This window comes from Streptomyces sp. NPDC091682, assembly GCF_044756625.1.
Taxonomy (GTDB): Bacteria; Actinomycetota; Actinomycetes; order Streptomycetales; family Streptomycetaceae; genus Streptomyces.
In genome coordinates this window covers 15,662-33,970 of record NZ_JBIVTH010000014.1, presented here as the reverse complement: position 1 = coordinate 33,970, position 18,309 = coordinate 15,662, and the positions used below count along the sequence as shown (strand labels likewise).

Annotated in this window: 15 protein-coding genes; 5 read left to right on the top strand and 10 right to left on the bottom strand. The window is 72.9% G+C overall.

Annotation, left to right across the window (positions count from 1 at the left end):
- Positions 1–71: 71 nt before the first annotated feature.
- Positions 72–1,637 (top strand): hypothetical protein, encoded by a 1,566-nt coding sequence (locus tag ACIQK6_RS28920; RefSeq protein ID WP_402695718.1) that lies wholly within the window; start codon positions 72–74, stop codon positions 1,635–1,637.
- A 173-nt stretch (positions 1,638–1,810) separates the two neighbouring features.
- Here the strand turns inward: ACIQK6_RS28920 and ACIQK6_RS28915 are convergent, their stop codons facing one another.
- From ACIQK6_RS28915 to ACIQK6_RS28885, 7 genes are all read right to left on the bottom strand, one after another.
- Positions 1,811–2,953 carry an LLM class flavin-dependent oxidoreductase gene (locus ACIQK6_RS28915; protein ID WP_402695717.1) on the bottom strand — a complete coding sequence of 381 codons (1,143 nt, stop codon included), beginning with the start codon at positions 2,951–2,953 and terminating at the stop codon, positions 1,811–1,813.
- 71 nt (positions 2,954–3,024) lie between these two features.
- Positions 3,025–4,389, bottom strand: a complete 1,365-nt coding sequence (locus tag ACIQK6_RS28910; RefSeq protein ID WP_402695716.1) for an NtaA/DmoA family FMN-dependent monooxygenase — start codon at positions 4,387–4,389, stop codon at positions 3,025–3,027.
- A 58-nt stretch (positions 4,390–4,447) separates the two neighbouring features.
- Positions 4,448–5,638 carry an LLM class flavin-dependent oxidoreductase gene (locus ACIQK6_RS28905; RefSeq protein ID WP_402695715.1) on the bottom strand — a complete coding sequence of 397 codons (1,191 nt, stop codon included), beginning with the start codon at positions 5,636–5,638 and terminating at the stop codon, positions 4,448–4,450.
- Positions 5,639–5,855: 217 nt separating this feature from the next.
- Positions 5,856–6,965 carry an aryl-sulfate sulfotransferase gene (locus ACIQK6_RS28900; protein ID WP_402695714.1) on the bottom strand — a complete coding sequence of 370 codons (1,110 nt, stop codon included), beginning with the start codon at positions 6,963–6,965 and terminating at the stop codon, positions 5,856–5,858.
- A gap of 88 nt (positions 6,966–7,053) precedes the next feature.
- Positions 7,054–8,049 carry an NrtA/SsuA/CpmA family ABC transporter substrate-binding protein gene (locus ACIQK6_RS28895; RefSeq protein ID WP_329104646.1) on the bottom strand — a complete coding sequence of 332 codons (996 nt, stop codon included), beginning with the start codon at positions 8,047–8,049 and terminating at the stop codon, positions 7,054–7,056.
- A gap of 32 nt (positions 8,050–8,081) precedes the next feature.
- On the bottom strand, positions 8,082–8,801 hold the full coding sequence (locus tag ACIQK6_RS28890; RefSeq protein ID WP_329104648.1) for an ABC transporter ATP-binding protein: 720 nt from the start codon (positions 8,799–8,801) through the stop codon (positions 8,082–8,084).
- Entirely contained in the window at positions 8,798–9,577 is a 780-nt protein-coding gene (locus tag ACIQK6_RS28885) for an ABC transporter permease (RefSeq protein WP_402695713.1), read from the bottom strand. The genes ACIQK6_RS28890 and ACIQK6_RS28885 overlap by 4 nt, the downstream gene beginning before the upstream one ends.
- A gap of 194 nt (positions 9,578–9,771) precedes the next feature.
- On the opposite strand from ACIQK6_RS28885, the gene ACIQK6_RS28880 reads away from it, so the two are divergent.
- Complete coding sequence (locus ACIQK6_RS28880) at positions 9,772–10,341, top strand: XRE family transcriptional regulator (protein ID WP_329104652.1); 570 nt, start codon at positions 9,772–9,774, stop codon at positions 10,339–10,341.
- On the opposite strand, the gene ACIQK6_RS28875 is transcribed toward ACIQK6_RS28880, so the two are convergent.
- The gene (locus ACIQK6_RS28875; protein WP_402695712.1) at positions 10,325–14,194 is read right to left on the bottom strand and encodes a helix-turn-helix domain-containing protein; all 3,870 of its coding nucleotides are present in this window, start codon (positions 14,192–14,194) and stop codon (positions 10,325–10,327) included. The genes ACIQK6_RS28880 and ACIQK6_RS28875 overlap by 17 nt on opposite strands.
- 150 nt (positions 14,195–14,344) lie before the next feature.
- Positions 14,345–14,707: a hypothetical protein gene (locus ACIQK6_RS28870; protein WP_329104657.1), complete on the bottom strand. Its 363-nt coding sequence runs from the start codon at positions 14,705–14,707 to the stop codon at positions 14,345–14,347.
- 255 nt (positions 14,708–14,962) lie between these two features.
- Here ACIQK6_RS28870 and ACIQK6_RS28865 point away from each other — a divergent pair, with 255 nt between their 5' ends.
- The 3 genes from ACIQK6_RS28865 (at position 14,963) to ACIQK6_RS28855 (ending at position 17,965) form a co-directional block, all read left to right on the top strand.
- The gene (locus tag ACIQK6_RS28865; protein ID WP_402695711.1) at positions 14,963–15,511 is read left to right on the top strand and encodes a DM13 domain-containing protein; all 549 of its coding nucleotides are present in this window, start codon (positions 14,963–14,965) and stop codon (positions 15,509–15,511) included.
- A 196-nt stretch (positions 15,512–15,707) separates the two neighbouring features.
- Complete coding sequence (locus ACIQK6_RS28860) at positions 15,708–16,871, top strand: right-handed parallel beta-helix repeat-containing protein (RefSeq protein WP_329104659.1); 1,164 nt, start codon at positions 15,708–15,710, stop codon at positions 16,869–16,871.
- A 35-nt stretch (positions 16,872–16,906) separates the two neighbouring features.
- Positions 16,907–17,965, top strand: coding sequence for a methyltransferase (locus ACIQK6_RS28855; RefSeq protein WP_329104661.1), 1,059 nt, complete (start codon positions 16,907–16,909; stop codon positions 17,963–17,965).
- Positions 17,966–18,048: 83 nt separating this feature from the next.
- Here the strand turns inward: ACIQK6_RS28855 and ACIQK6_RS28850 are convergent, their stop codons facing one another.
- Entirely contained in the window at positions 18,049–18,300 is a 252-nt protein-coding gene (locus ACIQK6_RS28850) for an acyl carrier protein (RefSeq protein WP_030011473.1), read from the bottom strand.
- Between the last annotated feature and the right edge of the window lie 9 nt (positions 18,301–18,309).

Below are 18,309 nucleotides of genomic sequence, written 5' to 3'. Positions count from 1 at the left end.
ACCTAGCGTCTGGCGGCGGCGCGACATCAGACGCAACGTCAACAACGCTGAGAGAAACGGAGGAAGTCCGGATGTTCCGAAGATCGCTGAACTGCGCCGTGCTGCCCGTCGTCGCCGCCCTCACGGTGATGTACGGCGGCTCGCCGGCCCAGGCCGAAGAGATACCCAAGGCCCCCGGCCACCGCCTCGTCACCCACTACGACGGCGCGCCCGCGGCCGCCGCCCCCCTGCCCGGCGGGGCGCCGCCGCAGCACCCCTTCCTGGCACCCAACGGCCGCAGCGGCATGCACTCCGACGCGGCGGGCAGCGCCACCTCCCCCTGGTCGGGACCGCTCGGCAAGAACCCGAAGGTGACCAGCGAGAAGATCGCCGCACTCGGCGGCGAGTGCGCGACCGCGACCTTCGACTCGGCCGGCCGGCTCGTCACGGTGTGCGGCACCTTCTCCGGCTTCAAGGTCAAGCTCCTGGAGCCCCGTACGCTCGCCACGCTCGCGGAACACCAGCTCCCGCAGCGCTCTTCGACGGTCGAGGCGATCACCTCGCTCGACTTCGCGAAGATCTTCAAGGACACCTCGGGCGGCGCCTACTTCTACCTGGACGACCAGGACCGCGCCGTGCTGGCCGACTCCCGCCAGCACATCCTGCGCCTGGCCCACTCCCAGAACCCGGACGGGAGTTGGAAGTTCACGGTCGACGACGACTGGGACCTCACCGGGCAGGTTCCGCACGACTGCGTGACCTGGACCAACCTGTGGCCCAGCGGTACCTGTGACCCCGTCACCTCGGTGATGCCCGACTGGAACGGCCGCATCTGGTGGGTCACCCGCCAGGGCCGGGTCGGCACGGTGGATCCGGTGACCTCGCAGATCCGTTCGGTCCAGCTGCCGGGCGAGGAGATCCAGAACTCCTTCTCGGTCGCCGAAGACGGCGTCTCCATCGTCTCCGACCACGCGCTCTACAGCTTCCGTGCCACTGCCGACGGCACTCCCGAGATCCAGTGGCGCCAGACGTACGACCGGGGCACGGCGTCCAAGCCCGGTTCGGTCAACCAGGGGTCGGGCACCACCCCGGACCTCTTCGGCCAGGGCTACGTCGCCATCACCGACAACGCCGACGACCGGATGAACGTACTGGTCTACAAGCGCGGGGCGGACGTACCCGCCGACCGGCGGCTGGTCTGCAAGGTGCCGGTGTTCGGATCCGGCGCCTCGACCACCGACAACTCCCTCATCACCTGGGGCAACAGCATCGTCGTCGAGAACAACTACGGCTACGAGAACCCGACCACCCTGCTGCTGGGCAAGTCCGTCGTGGGCGGAGCGGCCCGCATCGACGTCCGCGCCGACGGCAGCGGCTGCGACACGGTCTGGGCGAGCGCGATCCGCGCTCCCTCCGTGGTCCCGAAGCTCTCCACCGCGAACGGGCTGCTCTACTTCTACGAGAAGGAGCCGAACGCCTGGGGCATCGACGCTTGGTACCTCACGGCGGTGGACTTCCGCACGGGCGAACGCCGCTGGCGACAGCTGACCGGCACCGGTCCGCTCTACGACAACAACTGGGCCCCGATCACCCTCGGCCCCGACGGCACCGCGTACGTCGGCGTCTTCAACGGCATCGTCGCGGTCCGCGACACCTGACGGACGGACGGACCGCCCGCCGCCGGGTACCCCCGGCGGCGGGCGGCTCACCGCGCACGGCGCCCGCTTCGGACGATCGGCCGGAACCAGCACGCCACGGTGCCGGCGGGAACGACGGCGCTGGAGACGAGCGGGAGGTCGATCAGCGACCGGCGCTGTTGGCGGCGGCCTCGTCAGTGCGCTGACCGGCGGTGCCATTCCTCGGCGAGCAGCCGGTAGGAGTTCACGCGGTCCGCGTGCCCGTGCGTGATCGTGGTGATCAGCAGTTCGTCCGCGCCGGTCGCCACCTGGAGCCGCTCCAGGTGATCGGCGACGGTCCGCGCGGAGCCGACGAACCGGGTCTCCACGCGGTCGGCCACCAACTGCCGGTCCGCCTCGGTCCACGGCAGGGCCCGTGCCTCGGCCGGGGTGGGATAGGGGATGGCACCCTCGGCCGTCCGGATGCTGCGCACCCAGGCCGCGTACCCGGTGGCCAGTTCGCGCGCTGTCTCCCCGTCCTCGCCGACCACCACGTCGGCGGACACCGTCAGATACGGCCGGTCCAGTTCGGCCGACGGCTTGAAGGCCGCCCGGTACCCCGCGGCCGCGTCCAGCACCGCCGCCGGACTGACGTGGTAGTTGGCCGCGAACCGCAGCCCGTTGCGACCCGCCGTCTGCGCACTCGCCCCGCCGCTGCTGCCCAGGATCCACACCTCCACGTCGGCCCCCTCGCCGGGGACGGCGTGCGCCTCCACCCCCTCCGGCGAGCGGTACTCGCCCCGCAGCAGCGCGAGCACGTCGTCGACCTGCTCGCCGTACTCCTGGGGCTCGGCCCCCGGCAGGTTCAGCAGCTTCTGCTGGAGGGCCACCCGCGGATGGCCCAGCAGGGGGGCGAAGGAGAACGGGTCGGGGATCCGCAGGCCGTTCGGGGCGTACCCGTCCACGACCGGGGTGACCGGCGGCTGTCTGCCAAGACCGGCGGACGGCGGGCGGGGCCGGCCCGCCGAGCGGCCCAGCCCCAGGTCGATGCGCCCGGGATGCAGCGCGTCGATCAGGCCGAACTCCTCGACGGTCGACAGCGCGGTGCGGTGCCCGAGCTGCACCGCGCCGGAGCCGAGCCGGATGGTGGAGGTCGCGGAGGCGGTCAGCGCGAGTACGACCGCCGGCGAGGTCCCGGCGACCCCGGGATTGAGGTGGTGCTCGGCGAACCAGTAGCGGGCGTAGCCGAACTCCTCGGCCCGCCGGGCGAGATCGATGCTGCGGTGCAGGGCCTCGGCGGCGGTGGAACCGGACGAGACGGGGACGAGGTCGAGGACCCCGAGGGGGATGCCGGGCATGGCCGGACTCCTTGAGAGTCGGGGAGGGAAGGGGCTGCCGATCAGCGCCGAGCTCCGCTCGACGAAGCGCTTCAGGGTCGGGAGGACGGGGTCGGAACCGCGAGGCCGAGGTGGTCGCGCAGGGTGGTGCCCTCGTAGTCGGTGCGGAAGACACCCCGCTCCTGGAGCAGCGGTACGACCGAGTCCGCGAATCCGTCCAGACCGCCCGGGGTGATGTGGGGGACCAGGATGAAACCGTCGGCGGCGTCCGCCTGTACCAGCGTGTTGATCGATTCGGCGATCGTGGCGGCCGACCCGACGAAGGTCTGGTCGGCGGTGGCCCCGATGACCAGCTCGCGGATCGACAGGTTCTTGGCCCGGGCCAGCTCGCGCCACTGCCGGGCGGTGGCGAGCGGATCGCGGAACTGCCGTACGCTCGCCCGCCCGAGGGCGATGGTGTTCTCCCCGGCCAGGGGGTCGACCTCGGGCAGCGGACCGTCCGGATCGTAGGCGGACAGGTCCCGGTTCCAGACGTGCTCCAGGAACTTGATCGCGGTCTGCCCGCTGACCTGGAGGCGGCGCACCTCGTGCGCGAGCTCCCGAGCCTGCGCGTCCGTGTCCCCGAGGACGAAGGTGGCCGCGGGCAGGATCTTCAACTGGTCGTGCGTCCGGCCGTGCCCCGCGAGCCGGCCCTTGACGTCCGCGTAGAACTCCCGCCCCGCGTCGAGGGTTCCGTACCGTCCGAAGATCGCGTCGGCACCGGCGGCGGCGAACTCCCGGCCCTCCTCGGAGTCGCCCGCCTGGAAGATCACCGGCCGGCCCTGCGGGCTGCGCGGCACGTTGAAGTGGCCCTCGATGTCGAAGTGCCGGCCCCGGTGGGCGAAGGCCCCCGCCCGCGCGTCGCGCAGGAAGGCGCCGGACCCCGCGTCGGCGGCGATCTCGGAGCCGTTCCAGGAGTCGAACAGCTCGTTGGCGGTGGCCAGGAACTCCTGGGCGCGGGAGTAGCGGTCCTCGCGCGGCAGGAACCCGCCGCGCCGGAAGTTCTCGCCGGTGAAGGCGTCCCAGGAGGTGACCACGTTCCAGGCGGCCCGGCCCTCGGAGAGGTGGTCGAGCGTGGCGAACTGGCGGGCCACCTCGTAGGGCTCGTTGAAGGTGGAGTTGATGGTGCCGGTCAGGCCCAGGCGATCGGTCACCGCGGCCAGCGCGGCGAGCACCGTGAAGGTGTCGGGCCGGCCCACCACGTCCAAGTCGTATATCTCACCGCCCTGTTCACGCAGTCGTAGCCCCTCCGCGAGGAAGAGGAAGTCGAACTTGGCGCGCTCGGCCGTCTGCGCGAAGTGGATGAACGAGTCGAAGTCGATGTGGCTGCCGGCGGCCGGGTCGCTCCACACCGTGGTGTTGTTGACGCCCGGGAAGTGGGCCGCGAGGTGGATCTGCTTGAGCGGCTTGCTGCTCATGGTGGGTCCTTCCGGAGGTCCGGGTCGGGCGACGGATCGGGCCGCGATCAGGCCGCGATCAGGCCGCGGGCCGCGCGTAGCGGTTGGCCGGGCGGTCCAGCCCGAGCAGACCGCGCAGGGTGTCCGCGGTGTCCGCCCCGTACCCCTGGCGGAAGGCTCCGCGCCGCTGCAGTTCCGGCACCAGCCCCCGGGTGATGGCGGGCAGGTCGTGGGCGATCGCGCCCGGCCGCAGCAGGAAGCCCGACAGGCCCGCCGAACGCCGCTCCAGGAGCAGGTCCGCCAACTGCCCGGGGCTCCCGGTGAAGACCGTGCCGTCACCGGCGTACGCGACACCCGCGAGAGCGTCGAGGCGCTCCAGGCGGGCGGCGGCCGCCGGAGCGTCCGCGTCGAGGAACACCGTGAGCTCCCCGAAGAGGTGCAGCGGGTCCGCCGCGAGCCCGGTCGTCTCCCGGGCCCGCCGGATCGCCGCCACGGCCGCCCGCGTACCGTCGCCGTCGTGCGCGGCCACGTACCCGACCTCCGCTGACCGGGCGATGAGCGCGTACGAGGCCTCGCCGTCCCCGGACGCGCTGACGACGGGTTGACCCTGCGGCGGGCGCGGGGTGATCGAGGGGCCCCTGACGTTGAAGTGACGGCCCTCGAAGTCGATGTGGTGCAGCTTCCCGCGGTCGACGAACCGGCCCGTGGCCACGTCCCGGATCTCCGCGCCGTCCTCCCAGCTGTCCCACAGCCGCCGGATCACCTCGACGTGGTCGGCGGCCTCCGCGTACAGCTCCCCGTCCGCGAACGGAGCGGTCCGCCGCCCGAAGTGCCGTGCCTCGTGGGCGAGCCCGGACACCTGGATCCGCAGGCCGGCCCGTCCCCGGCTCACGTGGTCGAGCGTGGCGATCGCCTTGGAGACGTGGAAGGGCTCGGTGTGGGTCGCCGTCACGGCCGGGACCAGCCCGACGTGCCGGGTCAGGGGTGCGATCCGGGCGGCGGTGAGCACCGCGTCCAGCCGCCCGCGGACCCGGTCCGTGCGCCCGTCGGGTCCGGCGGGTGAGGAGGACTGGAGGGCGAGGCCGTCCTCGAAGGCGATGAAGTCGAGCAGCCCGGTCTCGGCCTCGGCGGCGAGACCGGCCCAGTAGCGGGCGGTGAGGAGCTCGGCGGGCCGGGCACCCGGCTCGCGCCAGGCGGCCGGGTGCCGGCCCGCGCCGTCGAGGGCGACGGCGAGGTGCAGGGGCTCCGGGGACGATGAGGAAACGGACACGGAGGATTGCGCCTTCCTGCTCGGCGTACGAAAATGGGGAAGCCGATGCGAGATCACGTAATTCGGCCCGTCATCAATTCCCTTCGAAAACGCTACGCCCGATAGTGGTGCCATACAATGACCGCAGTATTAAGAGAACTTGGCACCGGTGTTGCCCGAGTCTGCTGTTCGAATGAAACGCCTTCCGGCGCAACAATTCGGGGTGTGCGGGTGTGCCTCACAGCCACGGGATCTGCTCCGCGGCGTACCGGTGGGCGCGGAAGACCGAGTTCTGGGCGCCGGCCGAGGACTCCAGGCCCACGCCCTCCCCGAACGACCGGAACTGCGGGACCACGAACTCCCACACGACCTCCCCGCCCGGGGTCACCTCGAAGAGCCGTCCGAAGGAGCCTTCGGCGATGAAGGTGTTGCCGTTCGGGAGGCGTTGGGCGCTGGACATGTACGGGCTGAAGAAGTTCTGCGACGGGTTGTCCTCGTACGCCCACACCTCCTTGCCGGTGGTCGGGTCGAGCTCCAGCACCCGCGAGTACGGCACCGAAGTGGTGTCGCGGTAGGTGCCGTTGTCGAAGACCAGGAGGGTGCCGCCCGGCAGTTCGTGCGGATGGTGCTGCTGGGCCAGCACGTCCGGGCCGATGCGCCAGCGCACGGACCCGTCGGCGCGGTCCACCGACACGGTGGTGGACGCACTGCGGAAGCCCACCACGATCGAGCCGTCCGCGCTCTCGTTGACGGTGTTGGCCATCGGCCAGTGGTTGCGCGCGAAGTGCGGGTTCAGCGGTACCTCCTGCGGGTCCAGGTGCTCGATGGCGGCCCAGCGCCACACGATCTCCCCGTCCCAGGTCAGTTCGTACACCACGTCCCCGTAGATCACCCCGCCGGGCGCCTCCGACCCGGGGACGCCGCCCCGGATCCGGGCCGCGTCGGCCGGGTCCAGCGGCTCGACGGCCCCGATGATCAGGTTGCCGTTGCGCAGCAGCGAGGCGTCGTGGTGGTGGAAGGGGTGCCGGACCTCGCGGACCACCGTCGAGTCGGGGGCCAGCTCCTGGAAGATGCCGCCGTGGTAGACGTCCCAGATGGGGAAGAGGGTCGGGCCGCTCGTGTCCTTGGCCGCGTAGAAGAGGTTTCCGTTCGGCAGGATCTGCGCCTGACGGCCGGGCGGGTGCGGGGAGTTCCAGGTGTGGACCGGCCGGCCCTCGATGTCGACGAGGTGGATCTCGCCGGCGCTGGTGATCGGCGTGTAGAGGGTGAGGCCGCCGTAGCTGCGCTCGGGGTCGTGGGCGATCAGGCCGACGCCGCGGCGGCGCAGGGTGTTCTGGTCGACGGTCATGGGATTCTCCTGGGTGCGGGTGCGGGTGCGGGTGCGGGTGCGGGTGCGGGTGCGGGTGCGGGTGCGGGTGCGGGTGCGGGTGCCTGGTTCAGCGGACGGTGACGGCGGCCGGGTCGACGGCCGCCAGCGGGCCGGTGTTCAGGTACGTCAGCAGTGCGGCGCGGTCGGCGGCGCCGGGCAGGTTCTGGGCGGCCTTGGCCCAGGCGGCCTCCTCTTCCAGCTGCGCCAACAGCTCGGGGGAGAGGGTGGCGCCGTACGTGTAGCGCGGCTGGAAGGCGTCGACGTAGGCGGCCTGGAGGACGCCCTTGGACTGGGCGAGCACGGCCTTGCGGGCCTCGGCCGGGTTGGCGCCGAGTTCCCGCTGGGCGCGCAGCAGCGTGCGCAGGACCGCGGTGGTGCTCTGCTCGCTCGCCGAGGGTCCGGCGACGAGGAGGGTCCTGGCCGTGTACCCGGTGAAGGGGAGCTCGGCGTAGGCGCCGCCCAGGGCGGTGCGCGCGGCGTCGTAGAAGCTGGGGAAGGTGACGCCGGCGTCGATGTCGCCGCGGGCCAGGGCCGAAGTGACCTGGTTCGGGGCGAGGTTCACCACGGTGACGTCCGCCGCGGTCAGTTGTGCCGAGGCGAGCATCCGCGACAGCGCGTACTCGACGTTCGTGCCCTGGGGGACTCCGACTTTGCGGCCCTTCAGCGCGGCGAAGGCGGTGATCTGCCGGTCGGTCCTGGTGAGCAGGCGCCAGTCGGAGAAGCGGGACAGGTCGGCGACGACCCGCAGCTCCCGCCCGCCCAGCGCGGCCGTCACGGCGGGCAGATCGCCGACGACGCCGAGCTGGGCCTGGCCGCCGAGCACGGCGTTCAACGCGTCCCGGCCGGTGGGCTGGGTGGTGACGGTGGCCTCGATGCCCTCGGCCGACCACAGGTCGCCCTCTTCGGCCACGTACACGGGGGCGCCGCCGAGATGGTCGCTCGCGGCGAGGGCGACGGCCGGACGGTCGTCCGCCGGGTCCGAGGGGGATCCGGCGCAGGCCGTGGCGAACGGGGAGAGCAGGGCGGCCAGCAGTACGGCGGCCACCGCGCGGGGTCCGAGCATGGTGAGCGGTCCTTCCGGGGACGTGAACGGGATCATTCGGAGCCGAGGTGACGGGTGATCAGGGAGCGCAGGTCGGGATCGGGCGGCCCGGCGGGCACGGCGTGGTCGGCGAGCACCCGCCCGGGACTCCCGCCGAGGACGATCACGCGCCCGGCGAGCGCCAGCGCCTCGTCGATGTCGTGCGTGACGAACAGGACGGTGGTGCCGCGGCGCTGCCACAGCTCCCGCAGCAGGGTCTGCATCCGGGTCCGGGTCAGCGCATCCAGCGCACCGAACGGCTCGTCCATCAAAAGCACTTCGGGCTCGGCGGCCAGCGCCCGGGCCAGCGCCACCCGCTGCTGCATCCCGCCCGACAGCTGGGCCGGGTACTTCTCCGCGCCGTCCGCGAGCCCCACCTCGGCCAGCGCCGCGAGGGCGCGCCGGCGGCGCTCCGCACGGGGCAGCCCGAGGCGCCCCAGGGCGAACTCGACGTTGCCGCGGGCCGTGCGCCACGGGAACAGCGCGTAGTGCTGGAACACCACGCCCCGCTCCGGGCCGGGCCCGCGCACCGGCTCCGCGCCCGCGGTGACCCGCCCGGCCGTGGGCCGTACGAAGCCGGCCACCGTGTTGAGGACCGTAGACTTGCCGCATCCGCTGGGCCCGAGCAGCGCCGTGAACGAGCCCGCCGCGAACTCCAGGTCGGTGTGCTCCAGCACCGGCGCGCCGGCCGCGTAGCCCACCGAGAGCCCCTTCAGGCGTACCTCGAGGCTCATGACGCGCTCCAGTGCACGAACCGGCGGCCCACGGCGGCCAGTACGAGGTCGACGGCCACCCCCAGCAGCCCGAGTACGAGCAGCCCCGCGAACATCCGGTCCACCCGCAGGAACTGGCCGTCCACCTGGAGCCGGTACGCCAGTTCGCTGTCCGCGCCGCCCAGTTCGGCCGCGACGAGGGCGAGCAGGGCCACTGAAGCCCCGTAGCGCAGCGCCGCGAGCAGCACGGGAGCGGCGGCGGGCAGCAGCACCTCGGTGAACCGCCGGTGCAGCGGGGCCCCCAGCGACCGGGCCGCCCGCAGGTGGGAGACCGGTACCCGGGACACCCCGTCGTGGACGTACAGCCAGACGGCGAGCAGGACGGCGTACGCGATGAGAAGGTGCTTGGCGCTCTCGCCGATGCCGAACCAGGCGGTCGCGAGCGGTACCAGCGCGATGGCCGGGATCGGCCGCAGGAAGGAGATCACCGGGGTGACGGCGGCGGACACCTTCGGCAGGTAGCCGGTGGTGAAGCCGAGCGCGCTGCCGCCGACGGCACCCAGCGCGAAGCCCTGTGCGGCCCGGGCCAGGCTGGCGCCGAGGTCGGCGGCCAGGGTGCCGCTGCGGGCCATGTCCGCCAGGGCGGTCGCGGTCTCGCCGGGCGTGGGCAGCAGTCCCGGGGCGACCCCGCCGGAGCGGGCGAGGAGGTACCACAGGGCGAGGACGACACCGGCCGCGCCCAGGGCCGGGCCGAGCCCGGAGAGGCCCCGGCCGGGGGGTGAGGGGGTGGCGTGCACGGGGCGGCTCCTCGTTCGTTGCGACGCGTTCGTTGCCACGCGTTCGTTCCGGCGCATTCGTTGCGAGGCGCCTGTTTCAACGCGTTGATAAGTGAGGTCAATAATTGACCACGCTTATGACGGGAGTGTTGCGGCCGTGCGAAACCTCCCGCGGCCCTCCGGCACGCCAGACCCGATGAGGTACGTTCACCTGCGTGTCTCGCCCAGAACCCACGCCCGAAGCGATCGAGGTCGGACGGGTGATCCGCGGCTGCCGCAAGCAGCGCGGCGTCTCCATGGCCGTACTCGCCACCCGATCGGGCCTCTCCCAGCCCTTCCTCAGCCAGCTGGAACGCGGACTCGCCACGCCCAGCCTCAGCTCGATCTACCGGATCGCCGAGGCCCTGGACGTCACCCCGGGCACCTTCCTACGGCCGCCCGATCGGCCCGGCGCCGTCAGCCACGAGAGCGACCCCCAGGTGATTCGCGTGAGCGAGGCCGCAGGACAGATCGCCCAGGTCCTCATCCCCGGCGGGCGCAGCACCCTGATGGAGGCCTACGAGCACCACTTCGAGCCCGGCCGGGGCGAGCGCGGCTGGTTCGAACACCCCGGCGAGGACTTCCTCTACGTCCTGGAGGGCGAGATCGTCCTCGAGGTCGAGGGCGAGGACCCGCTGACCCTGCGCGCGGGCCAGAGCGCCCACCACCGGGGCGAAGTCCCGCACCGCTGCCGCCTGTCGGGCCCGGCAGCGGCACGCACCCTGCTCGTCATCGCGAACGCCTGAGCCCGAGGGCCGGACCCCCGTCCCGCCCCTCGGGCCCGGACGTCCGCAGCCCGTCGACCGCCGCCAGCCGCGTCCCGACGTCCAGGTCCCACAGCCGCACGGTGCCGTCCGTACTGCTGCTGGCCACCGTCCGCCCGTCGGGAGCGAACACGACGCCCCACACCGCGTTCGCGTGGCCGGACAGCGCGGCCACCGTCCGGCGCCCGGCCACGTCCCACAGCCGCACCGTGCGGTCGTTGCCGCTGCTCGCGAGCGTGCGGCCGTCGGGGGAGAAGGCGAGCCCCCGCGCGGAACCGGTGTGTCCGACCAGCGCCGCGCGGAAGCGGTGGCGCCGAGCGTCCCACAGCCGTACGGTCCCGTCGTTGCCGCTGCTCGCCAGCGTCCGCCCGTCCGGGCTGAAGGCCACCCCGCGCACCGCGCCCCGGTGACCGGTGAGGACGCCGAGCGGGCGGCGCTCCGCCACGTCCCACAGACGGACCGTCAGATCGTCCCCGGCACTCGCCAGGGTGCGTCCGTCGGGGCTGAACGCCACGTCGTTGGCGAAGTCCGTGTGACCGGTGAGGACGGCGAGCGGGCGGCGCCCCGCCACGTCCCACAGCCGCACGGAGCCGTCGGAACAGGCCGAGGCCAGGGTCCGCCCGTCCGGAGAGAAGGCCACCGCGAACACCGTCCCGCCCCGGCCGTCCAGCACGGCGGACCGGCCCCGGGCCACGGTGTCCCAGAGCCGGATCGTGCCGTCCGAGCCGGCCGAGGCCAGGGTCCGCCCGTCGGGCGCGAACGCCACCGAGAACACCGTCTCGCCGTGCCCTGCGAACGTGGCCAGGACCCGGCGCCCCGCGACGTCCCACAGCCGCACCGCGTGATCGGCCTCCGCAGTGACCAACCGCTTCCCGTCCGGGCTGTACGCGGCGTGCCAGATCTCCGTGAACGGCCGCGAGGTCAGGACCGCGCCCCGCAGGTCCCAGAGCACCACCGACTGGTCGAACCCGGCGGTGGCCAGCACCGCACCGTCCCGGTCCACGGCCACCCCGAGGACGTAGTCGGTGTGGCCGGCGAGCGTGGCCGTGGCCCGCCCCCCAGCCACGTCCCACAGCCGGGTCGTACCGTCGCCGCCCGCGCTGACGACCGTCGTCCCGTCCGGGGTGTAGACGACGCCGTTGACGTCGTCGCTGTGCCCGGTCAGCGTGGCGGTCGCCCGGCGCCCGGCCACGTCCCACAGCCGTACCGTGCGGTCGACGCCCCCCGTCGCGACCGTACGGCCGTCCGGGGCGAAGGCCACGCCGAGCACCTCGTCGGTGTGCCCGGTGAGGACGGCCTGCGGACCCGCCTCCACCGGATCCCACAGCCGTACGGTCCGATCGGCGCCGGCCGACACCAGCGTCCGGCCGTCGGCGGCGTACGCCAGGGAGTTCACCCGCCCGGTGTGGCCCGTGAGGGACGCGAGGGCGCGGTGGTCACCGGCCGCGTCCCACAGCCCAATCGTCCCGTCGGCGCCGCCGACGGCCAGGCTCCGCCCGTCGGGTGCGAAGGCCACGGCCCGGGCGCCCGTCGTACTCCCCGGGAGCTGCGCTCCCGCGCCGCGGCCAGCCGTGTCCCAGAGCCGCGCCGGCCCGTCCGTCGACGTGGCCGCGAGCATCTTGCCGTCAGGGCTGAAGGCCACCGCACGCACCCGCCCGGGCAGGGTGAAGGTCGCGATCGTCCGGCGGTCGGCCACCCGCCGCAGCAGCACCGTCCCGTCGGAACCGGCCGTCGCCAGCAGGCCGTTGCCCGGACCGAAGGCCACCGCGTTGACCGGCCCGCCGTGCCCGCCCAGACGGGCGGTGAACGGCTGGGACTGGGTGCTCAGGAGCGCCCCGCGGGCCTCGCTCGTCGCCGCGGTCCGGTACGCCTGACCGGCGAGCAGCATCGAGGCCTCGGGCCGGCCCGCGGCCAGCGCCGCGGACTGCAGGGCGAGCGCCCGCGAACGGGCGACGCGCTCCTGGTCGAGCGCGCCCGCGCGCTGCTGGTACGCGAGCCCGCCCGCGCCCACGGCGAGGACCAGCAGGACCACCAGCGTGACCAGCGTCCACTGCCGCAACCGCACCTGCCGCCCGGCCTGCCGCTCACGGCCGTCCTCGGCGTCCTGGCTCGCCCGCAGGAAGGCGGCCTCCAGCGGACCGAGCCGGCTCCTGCCGTCGTGCTCGTCGGCCCAGGCCCGGGCGGTCTCCAGGCGGGTCCCGCGGTGCAGCGCCGACGGATCGCGGCCCTCGCGCTCCCATTCGGCGGCGGCGTGGGCCAGTTGCTGGTGGACCAGGAGCCCGGCCCGGTCGGCGCGGATCCAGCCGCGCAGCCGCGGCCAGGCGTGCAGCAGGGCCTCGTGGGTGATCTCGACGGTGTCGCGGTCCATGGTGATCAGGCGGGCCCGGACGAAGGCGTCGAGCGCGGCCGCGGCGGGACCCGCGTCGGCCAGCTGTTCCATCAGGGCGGTCCGGCTCATCCGGCGGCGCGTGGCGCCCGTACCGTCGGCGACGTGCACCAGTCGCACCAGGACCCGGCGGAGCGTGTTCTGCTCGGCCGGGTACAGGCGGGTGAACACCTCCTCGGCGGTGCGGGCGATCGCCCCCTGGATGCCGCCGGTGCGTTCGTACCCGTCGACGGTCAAGGTGGCGCCCTCGCGCTGGCGCCAGGTGGCCAGCAGGGCGTGCGAGACCAGGGGGAGCACCCCGGAGGGGGTCCGGTCGGGCTGGTCGTCGCGCAGTCCGACATCGCGCATCAGCAGCGGGAACAGGCCCGGTTCGAGGGCGAGTCCGGCGAGCTCCGCCGGGCGGGTGATCGATTCCCGCAGCTCCGCCAGGGACATCGGGGGCAGGGCGAACAGCCCCCGCGTGAAGACCGGGGCCAGTTCCGGCAGGTCCAGGCAGTTCCCGGAGAAGTCGGCCCGTACGCCGAGCACCACGACGGCGGCGCCCGGGCCGTCCGGCACGCGGCCGTCCGGCACGGGGCGCGCGGTCGCCAGCGCGCTCAGCACCCGGACGAACGCGCGCCGCTCGTCCTCGTCGGAACACAGCGTGAACAGCTCCTCGAACTGGTCGACGAGCAGCACCGGACGCGGGGGCGGCGGCGTTCGGCCCGGGCCGTCCACCCGGTCACCGCCCGCGTGCCGCCGGACGGCTTCGAGCAGCGCGTGCGGCCGGTCCCGGAGCTCGCCCACGGTGACGCCGGGATCGCCGTCGAGGGCTCTCGCGGCGCAGTCCAGCAGTTCGTCCAGCGGGTGCGCGGTGGGCGTGAACCGCAGCACCGGCCAGGTGTCCGAGCCCGGCATCGGGAAGCCGCCCCCGCGCAGTGCCGGCACGAAACCGGCGTTCAGCAGGGAGGACTTGCCCGCGCCCGACGGGGCGAGCAGCATCAGCGGTCCGTCGCCGATCCGTTCGAAGACCCGCTCGATCAGCTCGGCCGTCGCGCGGTCCCGTCCGAAGAACCAGCGGGCCTCCTGCGCGGTGAAGGCCGGCAGGCCCCGGTAGGGACATTCGCCGTCGGCCCGCGCACCGGCCTGCGCACCGGTGTCGCCCGTGCCGGCGTTGCCGTCGGCTCCGCGCGGCCCCGTTTCCCCGACCATCCGCACCAGTTCACCCCCGGCCCGCAGTACGTCGTCGCAGCGCCGCGCGACGTCGACGGTGACGCGCTTCGAGCCGGTCTCGATCTTGCTCAGATAGCCCTTGCTGTAATGGGTCTGCCGGGCGAGGTCCGCGAGGGACAGACCGCGTTGCAGCCGCAGACGTCTCAGCTGGGCGGGGAAGGGCATCGCGGCGTCGTCGGACTCGCGCTGGCCATCGGTCTTCCGCCGGTGGTCCGGATCCCCCAAGACATCCCCCATGGCAGTGTGCGCCCAGGCAGCGGTACGGGAGCGGCCAGGCTACCGCGGGGGTGGGGCGGACGGCCGCCCCTTCGAATCGGTATGACCAGCACACGAGCGTACGGAGCCGCCAGGCGCGCGGCTCCGTACACCGCCCCGGATGGGGCGTCGCTACGGGTTGAGACGGACCGAGTTGATGGGCGTGAGGTCGGCGTAGACACCGGTCTTGGCGGCGATGGGGCTGCCGCAGCCCGAGCCCGCGGAACCCGTGCACAGCTGTGCGGTAGCACCGCCGTACTGGTTGTTGAGCACCCAGTGGTTCCCGAACTGGTCGCTCAGCTTGTGCGCCCCGTAGGTGTAGAAGACGTGCGTCGGCTTGACGGCGGGGTTCTGGTTCTGAGGGTAGATGCAGACCGCCCCGTCCGGGCAGCCGGCCCACGCGTCGGCCGGCTTGGCCTCGACCGTACCGCTGAGCGCGATCACGGCGACGACGGCGGTGGCGAGCGCGGCGGCGCCGCGGAACATCTTGCGCATGGTTTCCCCTTGTGGTGCGTGCCTCGTGCGGACGGCTCCAGCCTCCCCCCGGCCCGTACCGAGGTCGACGGGTTGCCCGTCGCCCATCGCGGCGGCGCCCGGGAAACCCCCTGCCACCAGCCCGAACACGGAGCAGGAGGGCAACGCCCGGATGGTGCGGCGTAAGACTTTCGTCATCGGTGCGGGCATGGCGCACGGCGCCCCGACCGCGTTGAATTCGAAAGAGACGGACGAGGCGAGGAAGAGGGAACGGCAGTGACACGGACGAGGCGGCGCGGACGGTTGTGGGGCGGAGCATCGATCGCGGCGGCGGTGGTGGTGGCAGTGGCGCTGTACTGGCTGCAGCCGTGGAAGCTGTGGCAGGACGAGACCGTCCGCGAGGCGCTCCCGGCCGCTGCCGCGCCGTCGGGTCCTGGCGCGCCCGCGGCCGTACCGGGTGCCCCGGCCGCCCCGGTGACCGTCGCCCGCGGGACGCTCATCAGCCACGAGCACGCCACTACCGGCGCGGTGGAACTCATCCGGCTCCCCGATGGGTCCCACACCGTGCGGCTGGCGAACCTCGACACGAGCAACGGCCCGGACCTGCGGGTGTGGCTGGCCGATGCCCCGGTGAAGGAGGGCGTGGCGGGCTGGCGCGTCTTCGACGACGGCAAGCACGTGAGCCTCGGCAAGCTCAAGGGCAACAAGGGGGACCAGAACTACCCGGTGCCCGCCGATGTGAACGTCGCCGAGTTCACCAGCGTCACCATCTGGTGCGACCGCTTCGACGTCTCCTTCGGAGCGGCGGGCCTCACCGCCGTGTGACCCGCCGCCGGGGCCGTCCGGGCCGGGCGACACGCCGTGGGGCCGGAGCTGATCGGGCGTCACCCCCGTTCGGCCGTCTCCCGGAGTACGACTATCCACTCGTCCGGACGGCAAAATGCGGCCGTTTGCCCACGGGATGTATCCATCCGCGCAAGCGGTGTGGAAATAGGTCGTAATCGCCCATAACTTCGGCATCGTGACGAACCGACAAATCAAGTCCCTCACGTGCATCGCAGTCGTCATGGCCGCAGGTCTCGGCGTGCTCGCGCCGTCCGCCGCCGCCGAGGCCGGACGCAGAGTGCACCCGGGCGACTCGATCCAGGACGCGGTGAACTACGCCAGGCCGGGCGACATCATCACCGTGATGCCCGGCACCTACTACGAGAACGTGCTGATCACCAAGCGGCTGACCCTGCGCGGGTTCGGTGCCCGGACGGTGATCAAGCCGCCGGTCACGGCCGTCGCGCCGGTCGCGCCCGTGGCACCGCCGGCCCCCGGCGCATCGACGGCGCCGGTGGCACCCGGAGCGGCCAAGGCGCCGACCGCGGCGACGGCGCCGTCCGGCAGGGCGCTCGCCTGCTCGCAGGCCGACACCGGAATCTGCGTCATGGGGACGGCGGAACAGCCCGTCGTCGGCGTGGACATCCGGTCGCTGACCGTCTCGGGCTTCAAGCGCAACGGCATCTGGGCCTCCTACACCGACCGGCTGAGCGTCCAGCGGGTGATCTCCGAGAAGAACGGCACCTGGGGCATCGCCCAAGAGCGATCCACCCGCGGGCTCTTCCGCGACAACACCGCCCGCGACAACGTCGAGTCGGGCCTCTTCATCGCCAACACCGTCGATCGGGAGGGCGGCGCCACCGACACCCTGGGCGCCGTGATCCGCCGGAACACGCTGACCGGCAACCGGATCGGCGTGACCGTCCGGCGCGTGCGGAACCTCTCCGTCTACGGCAACACCCTCACCGGCAACTGCGGCGGCATCTTCGTCGTCGGCGACGAGGGCGAGCCCGGCGCCGGGGACATGACCATCCGCAACAACCGGATCCACGAGAACAACAAGTTCTGCAAGGGCAACACCCGTCTCCCCGACATCCAGGGCGTCGGCATCGTCCTCACCGGCGCCGAGCAGACGGTCGTGCGTTCGAACGACATCCGCGGCAACGTCGGAGCCTCCCCGCTGTCCGGCGGAATCCTGCTGTTCAAGAGCTTCGTGGGCGCGACGAACACCGACAACGTCATCCGGGACAACGTGGTGCGGGACAACAAGCCGGCGGACCTGGCCAACCAGGGGACCGGAACGGGCAACCAGTTCGTCAACAACCGGTGCGCATCTTCCGTACCGGCCGGGATGTGCTGACGCGTGACCCCCCTGATCAGCGGAATCGAGGCCTCATGACCACGGTAAGTCCCACTCCGACACCGATCCCGTCCCCCCAGCACACCCCCCAGCCGGCCATGCGCCTGCGCGAGCTCGTCTTCGGAGCGGCCTGCGCCGCCGCCGTACGGGCCGCGGCCCGCCTCGCGGTGGCCGACGCCCTCGGGGAGTCGCCCGCCTCCGCCGCCGAACTCGCCACCGCGGTCGGCTCCGAGCCGCTGCCCCTGCAACGCCTGCTCCGCGCCCTGTCCTGCTACGGGATCTTCGCGGAGACAGAGGACGGGCAGTTCGTCCACACCGAGATGTCGCGACTGCTGCGCGAGGACGACCCGCACAGCCTGCGCTACATCGCCCTGTGGTGCACGGAGCCCTGGACCTGGCAGGCCTGGCCGCGGCTCGACGACGCCGTCCGGTCCGGCGACAGCGTCTTCCAGGAGCTGTACGGCAAGGGGTTCTTCGACTACCTGCACCAGGACGCGCACGAGTCGGCCCACGTGTTCAACCGGGCCATGACCACCTCCAGCATGCAGTCGGCGCTGGACGTGGCGGAGCTCCTCGACCTCACCGGGATCTCGGTCGTCGCGGACATCGGCGGCGGTCAGGGACACGTGCTGGCGAGCCTGCTGGAGAAGCACCCGACGGTACGGGGCGTCCTGCTCGACCTGCCGGGCGTGGCGGCGAAGGCGGATCCGCGGCTGCGGGAGGACGGTCCGCTCGCCGCACGGGCCGACATCGTCCCCGGGGACTGCCGTGAGGCCATCCCGGTCGACGCCGACATGTACATCATCAAGAACATCCTGGAGTGGGACGACGACAGCACCCGCAGGACCCTGCGCAACGTCGTCGAGGCGGCCCGTCCCGGATCCCGGGTCGTCATCATCGAGAACCTGGTCGACGACACCCCGTCGATGAAGTTCACCACGGCCATGGACCTGCTGCTGCTGCTCAACGTCGGCGGCGCGAAGCACACCAAGGCCAGCCTCACCGCCCGCATGGAGGACGCCGGACTGGTGATCGGCGAGATCCGGCCGGTCAACGCCTACCTGCACGCCTTCGAGTGCACCGTGCCCGGGTGATGCCGGCCGGCATAGGACCGCACGCCTTCGAGACCGGCACGAAGCCGGTCTCGAAGGCGTCCGCGGTCACCCGGGCGTCGGCGTCAGGCCGCCAGGGCGCTGTTGACGAGGTCGAGGAACTCGCGCGGCGACTTGCAGCGGTCCGCGTCGGCGGGCAGCGGCCGGCTGTGCCGGTTCTCCAGCTCACCGACGATGCCGAGGAGTCCCAGGGAGTCGAGCCCCCACTCGTCGAAGCCCGAGTCGGGGCGGCTCGCCATGTCCGCGGGGTCGACGGTGACGCCGGCACCCTTCTTCATCAGGGCGGCCAGTTCTTCCATGGTCAGTCGAGCGGTCATGACGGACAA